Raw genomic sequence first — 9,084 nt, 5'->3', positions numbered from 1 at the left:
ACCCGACGCTTGAATGTTAGCTAAGCCTTCATTAAAAGCTGCAACTAAGTCTGGGTTTTCACCAGGACTGGTCGCAAAACCATAAGAGCCAATATCAAAGGTTTCTTCTAATTGTCTTAAAGCCAATTTACCATCGTTGATCGCATAAGCCATTACAGGAAAATCCTCAACGGCTGCCGCGCTATTACCAACCATAACCTCTTGATACATGTTGACAGAATCTTCAAAAGTCACAATCTCAAAGTCATACTCTTCTCGTAAGGACTCAGCGAGTTCAGCCCCTTGAGTTCCTGTTTTAACTGCAATTCTTTGTCCCTTCAAGTCATCCAATGTTTGGATATCACTATCGGCTTTGACTGCAAAAGACAAGCTACTATGGTAGTAAGCTTCTGAAAACGTAAAGACTTTTTCTCTTTCAGGCGTAATACTCATTCCAGCAATTACACCGTCTACTTGCTTACTTTCCAAGGCTTGAACAGCCGCATTAAAGCCTAGAGCTCGTACTTCATATTCGAAGCCTTGATTTTCAGCAATAGCTGCCAGAATATCCATATCAATCCCAACCATCTCGCCTGCTTCATTTATGAACTCAAAGGGAGCAAAAGTTGTATCGGTCGCAATCACATATTTCTCTTTTGTCTGTGCATCGACTGTTTGCACGTTATTAGTCGCTGAAGCTGTCAATATAATTCCAAAAATTGACAGTAGCGTTACCATAAAGGCCATTAATTTACCTTTTTTCATAAGTCACCTCATAAACACATTTTTATGTGCTTAAGTATATAATTAAAGTTTGATGAGCGCAATCCAGTTTTAACATGACATGTTAGCTTATCTAACATAAGTGTAAAGCTTTGTATCATAACTTATGTAACGATTAACAACAATTAGAGCCTACTCATTTAAGACAAAAACACCCAACATTTCTGCTCGGTGCTACAAATTATCTGATAATTCTCTTGTTAACTAATATCTTCTTAACTGATCGTTTCTCTTGAAAATTGAAATCAGTAGTCTGGCTATTAGCGCGTTTGTTTCAAAAAGGCTGCTGGGACCGGGGCATTAAAGCGCAGTACTTCTTGACTGATAGGATGCTTAAAGACTAAGGTGGTTGCATGCAGTCCTAGACGCTTCAACGGATTTTGACGGGCACCATACTTTTTGTCGCCTACGACTGAATGGCCAAGCTCTTGCATATGGACACGAATTTGATTCTTTCTTCCAGTCTCTAGTTGAACTTCTAATAAAGAAAAATGACGATTTCCTTGGAGCTTTTTGTAATGTGTGATCGCATGCTTGCCGCCATTATCAAACGGACTGGAATAGACTTTTAACGTCTTTCCTTCGGTTAACCAAGAAGAGACCGTTCCAGGTCGCTCATTGACAACCCCTTCAACCATCGCAGTATACTTTCTTTCTTTGACATCACTGTGCCAATTTTTCTGCAAAGCCTCTTTGGCAGCTTCTGTTTTTGCAAAAACCATTACCCCAGAGGTATCCCGGTCTAAACGGTGAACAATAAACAAGCGTTGACGCGGATGAATTTCTTTGACATAGTCGGTTAATTGACGATAAGCTGTCAATTCACTTGGATTCTTGCCGGCCATTGAAAGCACTCCTGCCGCTTTATTAATCACAATAATGGCGTCATCTTCAAACAAAATCTCTACGCCTTTTAAATTTGCTTTATGCTTGTTGACCTTTTGTTTAGTAATCGCAACCACTTGACCCTCAGTCAGTTTAGTATTGTATTGAGTCACAGTTTTATCGTCAACTGTCACTTGCGAATGGGTCAACATATTTTTTATCGTTTTACGACTTGCTGACGGCATTTTTTCAACTAAAAAATCAAACAGTTCACCTGCTTCGAAAACTTTATATTCGGTTTGACGCATGGTAACACCACTTCCTCTAAGTATTGTCTTTAGAGTATAGCAGAAAAGCTGATAAATGTTTGGTATAATTAACGATATGAATTGAAAGGTGGCTAATTTAATGAATCATAATGATCGACTGACCCGACTACGCTACGGCTTGGATATTAAAGACGAAGACATGGTGGAAATTTTTGCCATGGGTGGCGTCACTTTAAGTAAAGAGGAAGTACAAGCCCTACTTAAAAAACAACTAACTGAAACAACTGAAGCAGCTGACGAAAGAGCTGAGAATGTCTATGAAATGACTTGTACAGATGAGCAATTCGAACGTTTCTTGAATGGCTTAATTATTTCGCAACGAGGCGCTAAAGACGATAATGAACCGGCCTTGGAATTGAATTCAGGTAATGCGAATAACTTAATGCTTAAGAAAATCAAAATTGCACTTAAACTAACCAGTGATGACATCTTAGATATTCTTGAAGAGGCTGGTGTGGTTATCTCTAATAGTGAATTAAGTGCTGTTTTAAGACGTGAAGGACACCGAAATTACAAACCGTGTGGTGACCGCTACATTCGTAATTTCCTAAAAGGGTTAGCTTTACGTTACCGTTAGTAAAGACGTATTAAGATTATCTTTCCAGCACATCATGTTATAATAGTCCTAACAAATTAAAGGAGTGATTGACGTGGCAACAAATGAATTGAATGACTTACTAAATATTACCTTTATCTCCAAACGAGAGGTACCTAAAAAAATTCAAGACTTATTAATTGAAGGCGAAACGGCTGATCACGCCTATTCTACTTTACGCGACACTGCTGTCTTTACGAATCATCGTTTAATTATTGTCGATACGCAAGGTGTAACTGGCACTAAAAAAGAGTACTATAGTATCCCTTACCGTTCGATTGATATGTGGTCTGTCGAAACGTCAGGTATTCTAGACATCAATGGTGAAGTCGACTTATGGACTAAAGTCGGCCATGTAAAGATTCAACTGCGAAAGGGAATCAATGTTAAAGAAGTCGACACTCTGATTGCACGCTCTGTTTTTAATAAACACTAATTTTAGCACCATCCCTTTCGGGATGGTTTTTTTTACCCTTGGGGGTAATTCAGTCTTATAAACATTGCTACTATAATGTTTTACATTTCGTGTAAAATAAACTCTTGACATTGTATGCGATTCGTCGTTTAATATACCCATACCGGTATTAGTATTTTAATTGGAGGAAGATAAAATGAAAAAGATAGTGATTGTAGGTGGAGTTGCTGGTGGAATGTCAGCTGCAACACGTTTACGTCGTTTAATGGATGATGCTGAAATTATCATTATGGAAAAAGGTCCTTATGTTTCTTTCGCCAACTGTGGACTGCCCTATCATATCTCTGGAGAAATAGCAGAGCGTTCTGATTTAATTGTTCAAACTCCAGAAGCTTTACAAGCTCGCTTCAAATTAGATATACGCTCTGAACATGAAGTGACAAAAGTTAACCCAGAAAATAAAACGATCGAAGTACTTCATAATGACGAGGTATTTACTGAAACGTATGATGAACTCATACTATCTCCTGGTGCCAAGCCATTTATCCCTTCTATTCCCGGCTTAGACGCTGCCACCAATGCTTTTAGTCTACGTAATGTGCCTGATTTAGATAAAATCATGTCTCAATTGAAAGAGAATGAAGTTAAAGAAGCAGTTGTCATCGGTGCTGGCTTTATCGGTGTCGAAATGGCAGAAAACCTTAAGAAATTCGGCTTAAATGTTACCTTAGTAGAAATGGCACCCCATGTACTCCCACCACTAGATGAGGAGATGGCTGCTTTTGTAGAGGCAGAATTAAAACGTAATGGTGTTCGTGTGATTACTAGCCAATCAGCAAATGAATTTAGAAACAATGGGAAAGAAGTTGTCTTAACAGACGGACAAATCATCCCTTCTGATTTAACGATTCTTTCTGTTGGTGTCCGACCAGAAAACAGCTTAGCAGAAGCAGCAGGTATCAAATTAGGTAGGCAAGGAGGGATCTTAGTCGATAATAATTATCAAACAAATATTCCTAACATCTACGCCGTTGGTGATGCAATTATTGTTAAACAACAAATTACAGGTGAAGATACCATGATTGCTCTAGCCTCGCCTGCCAACCGTCAAGGGCGTCAAGTAGCAGATGTGATTGCTGGTTTAAATCGTAAAAACCAAGGAAGTATTGGAACTGCAATTGTTAGAGCTTTCAATCTCACAGCTGCTTCAACTGGACTAAATGAACGAGTCGCTCAGTTAAGTGGTTTAAATCATATCGCCATTCATACAACTGGTAAGGATCATGCTGGCTACTATCCAGGTGCGACTAGTTTGACCATAAAATTAGTTTTTGATCCTGAAACTGGAAAGATTTTAGGCGCACAAGGTATTGGACAAAAAGGTGTCGATAAACGTATTGATGTTATCGCAACAGCCATTAAGGGTGGTTTAACAATCTTTGATTTAATGGAACTAGAATTTACCTACGCCCCTCCTTTCGGTTCAGCAAAAGACCCGGTAAATATGCTTGGCTATGTTGCAAGTAATATTGTTGAAGGACTAAGTGATTCTGTTGCTTGGCACGAATTACAAACACAGTTGAATGATGGTAAACAAGTCTTAGACGTACGCTCACCAGATGAATTAGCTAATGGACAATATCCTAATGCAATCAATATTCCTGTAAATGAATTAAGAGAACGGCTCAATGAATTAGATAGAACCCAACCTTATATTATCTCTTGTGCAAGTGGCGCTCGTAGTTATATTGCCGAAAGAATTTTAAAACAAAACGGCTTTACTGTTGCTAATCTAGATGGCGGTTTCAACCTATACAACACCGTTAAACCGGAGGATATTATTCATGAAAACAATTAATAACGATCAATTTTATAAAAACAGTAAGCAACAAGTGCTTAATGTAATTGATGTACGTGAAAGAAATGAATTTGCTATAGGACACATCCCAAAATCAATTAATCTCCCCCTTAGTACATTAGCACTTAATACTAAAGCTCTCTCTAAAGAAGAGGACTATTATATTATTTGTGCATCCGGAGGTCGCTCTAGTGTCGCGACTACACTTCTTAATAAATTCGGTTATAATGTAACTAATGTGGAAGGCGGAATTGCCGCTTGGAAAGGAGCTTTGATTAGATAATGCAATGCGATCCAAAATTACTTAATCGCCTCAAACGAGCTGAAGGCCAGTTAAGAGGTATCCAGAAAATGATGGATGAAGAAAAAGAATGCGTTGATATTGTGACGCAGTTAAGCGCTGTTCGTTCAAGCATCGATCGTATTATGGGGCTAATTGTTGCTGAAAACTTAAAACAGTGTCTAAATAATCCAAATGAAAATCCAGAAGTACAAAACCAGAAAATTGAACAAGCCGTTCAAATGATTATTCGTAAATAATAGCTCAATGAGAACCAGACTTTTTACACATTAGCCTAATGCTTCATTAATATAAAAACAACCCCAACCTCTTGTTCTCCATAGAAGCAAGGCGATTGGGGCTGTTTTACTTATTTGATTATTTTTAGGAAGTCTTTAAACTTCGTGTCGCGACTTTCTTGCATTAATTCAAAGGCGGCCGTTTCAATTGTGTTAATCACTGCGCCCTCTTTCTCGAGTCGTTATATCGCTAAGTCTCGGTCGATAGCCTTTCGGGATGAAACACCGTTTGCTAATAAATAGAGTGATAATTCCTCATGTTTTAAAATAACTAAACCTGTTTGGAACAAACAGACATGAGCTTCACCGCCCATCACTAATAAACTATTCACACCTAATGCTTTTAGCACCATTCTAAAATCCGGATCTTGATACCAACTAAAGCTTCTTTTAGGGAAAATATGATTGTCTTTTAATTCGCCTCTAAGCTCTAGAATCGTCTCCCCTAGCCCTTCGGCATATTGTTCAAGTACTATATGGGAAAGTCGAACAAACGAGCCACACGGATCATTTTAATCCAATTTGAATGTAATTAGTTGGCATCCTCAACGGTGCGTGCCAAAGAACCATGTATATCAATAACCAACAAAGCAGTATTGTTGCGATTGATTAACATAATCTTCTCTTTTAAATATATTTATCTAGCATCAGTATCTGAACGATTAACTCGACTGACCAAATTATTGTCTGTTTTTATAAGCCGAGACCCAAGTCAACATTAACTCAACGAACAAAGTGAATGACTAAGACAAGGGTATTTAATCTACATTGAAGATTGAGAAAGTCGTGAAAATAACCATTACGACCATGTTGAAATCATTATAGCACATAATTATTTTGAATTAGAAGCTAATAACACTTTCAATATAATGGGAACATTAGCTAACAAAAAAGCAGCTTCTCGAAGAAAGAGAAACTGCTTAAACGTGTTGTTTGGCGTATACCGATGGTCGGGGTCGAACCGACACGCCCGTGAGGGCACAGGATTTTGAGTCCAGTGACTCACTATTCTATTCGTTAGCATGGGTTAACAAAGACTAATTTATTAGGATATTTTTAACCTCGCATCATCAATCGTTGTTAAATCTCTTCCTATTATATAGCACAATCTATGGTACAAATATAACGCGTGAGAGGAATAAATAAATATATTTAATGTTTTTAATTTTATTTACTTTTATAACATCAAGGATTTCTTGCATTGATTAACTCAGATATTATTTCCTGCAATTCATTAATATCACTCTGCTCAAAACATAAGAATGAATTCCAAAATTCATCTATTTCATTCTGGTTCGTAAAATCAATAAACTTTCTAGATAAGGGCAATTTGTTATTATAGTTAACTCCAAATTTTTCTGAAGGTATTCGAAGCATTGAAAATTCAGTTTTTTCCATTTTTCTAGCACCTTCTTGAGGTTTACTCAAAAATTCGAGTTGTATCTGCCCAAATATGCTGTACATCCAACTAATAATCTTTTCAGCCTCTTCTTTACTTTCATTGTTTAATTCAATAAAGTTAGAAGAAACAAACATAGGTTCTTCCAGGAGATATACTTTAAAATTATCTCTTAAGTTTCTCGGAATCAATACAGTATTTTGTGATGTTATTTTTTTATTAGAACTTTTTAATATTTTTAGTATTTCTTCCCTAGTTTTAACTTTTTTCCGTTGTGATCCTTTAGCTTCGACGTTGTTTTTTTCAATGATATCTAATATAAGATTCAGCACCTTAAATTCTTCAGTTTCCTCCTGGAAGGCTTCCTCTGGTGGATTTAATAGTCTGGTAGAGATAGTATTCATATTTAAATATAATTCATCAGCGTCTCGCGTATTTTCAATAGCAGCAAACAGCCATTGAGTAGGTATTAGATTTTTTAGCTCATCCCAGTTTTTTTGTTTAGTCGGAAATAGATACTCTGTGCCTCCAATATTTCCGATTGGCCCTCTTCTTAGCTTTTTTTCCTGAATTAATTCAGTATAAGGTTTTATTTTTTCTATTTTGCTCATATATTCTGGATTGTGAATTGGTCCTTTCCATCCAACCTCAATATATTCTTCATACTCAGAGTATGAAATACTTCTCCGAGACACTCCATAACACCTTAATTCGCTTTCTAAATCCAATAAATCAATTTCGTTAACTGGCACATGTGAATTAATTATTTCAATGTTCTCTACTTTTCTGCCCTTTTCACCTACTAATATTACCGTACCTTTAGTTACCGATTCGAATACTCCATTCCTTGGGTAAGTAAATATTTTATTTAAGCCAAATTTTTGCAATAGTAATTTTCTTATTGCAATTGCTTCTCTACCTTTAGCAATTAAATGAGACTCTGGAAAAACTACCCCTATTTTCGTATCATCTTCTATTAAATTTAATAATAACTCAAGAAAAGGACCTTCTACTGCTATTTGACCCACTTGGGTTAAAGGTTTTGAATTAGTCACCTCTTGTATTTTTTTAAAGTAGGGTCCTTTTAATTCTTTATTTGATACACCAGATACGTATGGTGGATTTAATAATATTACGTCGATATCTTTAAAATCTTCCTTATTCAAATTCACGATATCAAAATTTGTTATCTTTGGAGATGTCATTGGTGTAATTATATTAGAAAACTTCAAACCAAATCTAATTGTTAATATATCTTGAAATTGCTTCACTTTATCATTCAACCATATATTTTCTGATGGAAAATGAGGATATCGATCAATAAATGCAGAAACTAAATTCCCACTACCTGAGGCTGGATCGCTCACTTTGAGATTATTTGAATATTCTTTCCTCGGTACTACTAATGAAACGAGAACAGCTCCTAATTCTTCATCAGTCGGAACTAGACCTTCACTTTCTCTCCCTTTAATAACCAAGTCATGAGTGAGTTTCGCAAACTCATCACCATCCATTGATTTATCTCCGATATTTGATGCTTCTTTTAGAACTTTATTTATCCAATAATCCTCATTACTATCGGAAATTTCTCCCATTGTTAAAGATTTGAAATCTATTTTTGAAATAACATTTTGTAAAATCTTAGGATTATTTTTATATAAAATGGCATTTTTCCATGAGGAGACTTCTTTTGGACGCTGTTTTATTAATATGGATCTAATAAATTCGTATCCAATGACTGTAATTGCACTATGCCATAAATCTTCATCTTTTATATATTTCGCAAGTGTTTTAACAATCTCGTTATATGATAGGGTATACTTTCCTGTATCATGCAATGCAATAGTTATTATGTTTTTGAAATGATTAATTAAATTTGATTTGAAAGTTTCTTTTTCATCTTCAAAAGAACCGTTGTATATAGGACTTGGTTCCAATATTTGATTATTTACTGATGTATTTGATGCATCATATTTAAAAAAATTCGTAACTTCTAGATTGGTTAGTACATAGTAAGGTTTTTCAACTCGACTTTTTTGAGCTTCTAAGACATAAGATTGAACCTGGTTTTTAAAACGAACGCTAGTAACTTGATCTGGAGTTCTTTTCACTTCAATAAACATTAAATATTTCTTTGTATCTTTATTTTTAATTACAAAATCTGGTATGATGCCATTTATATTTTCATGATGAATTACTTCGTATGTATCATGAATATTCAACATAATCAGAGCTTTATTCAATGCTTGTTCACAAAGTGGATGATAAGATATTACTTCACCATCGGTATAGTTAGGTAACCTCATTTAAATTCCTCCTGTA

General features: G+C 35.8%; 9 protein-coding genes. 5 read left to right on the top strand and 4 right to left on the bottom strand.

Translation table 11 applies throughout. The features are described 5' to 3' along the window. The coding region (locus tag ACTQ45_RS13350) for a transporter substrate-binding domain-containing protein (RefSeq protein ID WP_441764024.1) at positions 1-744 on the bottom strand (744 nt) is incomplete at its 3' end. A gap of 278 nt (positions 745-1,022) precedes the next feature. After that, positions 1,023-1,895 (bottom strand): RluA family pseudouridine synthase, encoded by an 873-nt coding sequence (locus ACTQ45_RS13345; protein WP_441749922.1) that lies wholly within the window; start codon positions 1,893-1,895, stop codon positions 1,023-1,025. 100 nt (positions 1,896-1,995) lie between these two features. On the opposite strand from ACTQ45_RS13345, the gene ACTQ45_RS13340 reads away from it, so the two are divergent. The 5 genes from ACTQ45_RS13340 (at position 1,996) to ACTQ45_RS13320 (ending at position 5,324) form a co-directional block, all read left to right on the top strand. Next, complete coding sequence (locus ACTQ45_RS13340) at positions 1,996-2,493, top strand: DUF1456 family protein (RefSeq protein ID WP_441764023.1); 498 nt, start codon at positions 1,996-1,998, stop codon at positions 2,491-2,493. Between the two features lie 73 nt (positions 2,494-2,566). Next, a complete protein-coding gene (locus ACTQ45_RS13335; protein ID WP_441749919.1) occupies positions 2,567-2,947 on the top strand; it encodes a PH domain-containing protein in 381 nt (126 codons plus the stop codon). 175 nt (positions 2,948-3,122) lie between these two features. Continuing rightward, positions 3,123-4,784 (top strand): FAD-dependent oxidoreductase, encoded by a 1,662-nt coding sequence (locus tag ACTQ45_RS13330; protein WP_441764022.1) that lies wholly within the window; start codon positions 3,123-3,125, stop codon positions 4,782-4,784. Next, a complete protein-coding gene (locus ACTQ45_RS13325) occupies positions 4,771-5,067 on the top strand; it encodes a rhodanese-like domain-containing protein (RefSeq protein WP_441749916.1) in 297 nt (98 codons plus the stop codon). The genes ACTQ45_RS13330 and ACTQ45_RS13325 overlap by 14 nt, the downstream gene beginning before the upstream one ends. Continuing rightward, complete coding sequence (locus ACTQ45_RS13320) at positions 5,067-5,324, top strand: metal-sensitive transcriptional regulator (protein WP_441764021.1); 258 nt, start codon at positions 5,067-5,069, stop codon at positions 5,322-5,324. The genes ACTQ45_RS13325 and ACTQ45_RS13320 overlap by 1 nt, the downstream gene beginning before the upstream one ends. Positions 5,325-5,545: 221 nt before the next feature. On the opposite strand, the gene ACTQ45_RS13315 is transcribed toward ACTQ45_RS13320, so the two are convergent. Together ACTQ45_RS13315 and ACTQ45_RS13310 are read right to left on the bottom strand one after the other, a co-directional pair. Beyond that, positions 5,546-5,800 carry an isochorismatase family protein gene (locus ACTQ45_RS13315; protein ID WP_441764025.1) on the bottom strand — a complete coding sequence of 85 codons (255 nt, stop codon included), beginning with the start codon at positions 5,798-5,800 and terminating at the stop codon, positions 5,546-5,548. A 748-nt stretch (positions 5,801-6,548) separates the two neighbouring features. Continuing rightward, positions 6,549-9,068 carry a BpuSI family type II restriction endonuclease gene (locus tag ACTQ45_RS13310; protein ID WP_441764020.1) on the bottom strand — a complete coding sequence of 840 codons (2,520 nt, stop codon included), beginning with the start codon at positions 9,066-9,068 and terminating at the stop codon, positions 6,549-6,551. Positions 9,069-9,084: the final 16 nt, after the last annotated feature.

The organism is Fundicoccus sp. Sow4_D5 (assembly GCF_052116365.1).
Taxonomy (GTDB): domain Bacteria; phylum Bacillota; class Bacilli; order Lactobacillales; family Aerococcaceae; genus Fundicoccus.
The sequence above is the reverse complement of the archived record's forward strand: the minus strand, read 5'-3'. Positions and strand labels throughout refer to the sequence as shown.

Coding starts and splice junctions, on each gene's coding strand:
- ACTQ45_RS13345 (WP_441749922.1), bottom strand. CDS start 1,895: ATGCGTCAAACCGAATATAAAGTTTTCGAAGCAGGTGAACTGTTTGAT.
- ACTQ45_RS13340 (WP_441764023.1), top strand. CDS start 1,996: ATGAATCATAATGATCGACTGACCCGACTACGCTACGGCTTGGATATT.
- ACTQ45_RS13330 (WP_441764022.1), top strand. CDS start 3,123: ATGAAAAAGATAGTGATTGTAGGTGGAGTTGCTGGTGGAATGTCAGCT.
- ACTQ45_RS13325 (WP_441749916.1), top strand. CDS start 4,771: ATGAAAACAATTAATAACGATCAATTTTATAAAAACAGTAAGCAACAA.
- ACTQ45_RS13320 (WP_441764021.1), top strand. CDS start 5,067: ATGCAATGCGATCCAAAATTACTTAATCGCCTCAAACGAGCTGAAGGC.
- ACTQ45_RS13310 (WP_441764020.1), bottom strand. CDS start 9,068: ATGAGGTTACCTAACTATACCGATGGTGAAGTAATATCTTATCATCCA.